Here is a 393-nt window from a genome sequence, read left to right as displayed (position 1 = left end):
TGCAGTCTTACCTCGACGCGTTCCCGCACTACACGCTGACCTGGTACAACCAGCCGTCCGATACCGCGCATCCGTACAGCGCCGCGCTCATCACGGTGCGCGACGGCAAGCGCGTGATCAACCTGAATCTGAGCCAGGCGCCCGACTACAACTCGTACACGCCGTACTATCCGGCGCCGTTCTCGGATAATCTCGCCTACGGCACGACGGACCTCGGCTATGCGCTGATGATTCCGCAGGTCACGTACAACGGCAAAACCTATATCCCGGTCACGTACTACAAGAATCTCAACGTGCAGGAAACCAATGGTCAGGTAGTCGTCACGTTCGACACCGCGAAGTTCAGGCAAGCGGCCAAGAACGCGTTGTACACGACGGATCTCGATCTGCAGG

1 pseudogene is annotated in these 393 nt (G+C 58.8%); it reads left to right on the top strand.

The features are described 5' to 3' along the window. Positions 1-393, top strand: a pseudogene (locus VSR34_RS38920) (hypothetical protein); the annotation flags it as partial.

This window comes from Paraburkholderia sp. JHI2823, from assembly GCF_038900695.1.
Taxonomy (GTDB): domain Bacteria; phylum Pseudomonadota; class Gammaproteobacteria; order Burkholderiales; family Burkholderiaceae; genus Paraburkholderia; species Paraburkholderia mimosarum.
The sequence above is the reverse complement of the archived record's forward strand: the minus strand, read 5'-3'. Positions and strand labels throughout refer to the sequence as shown.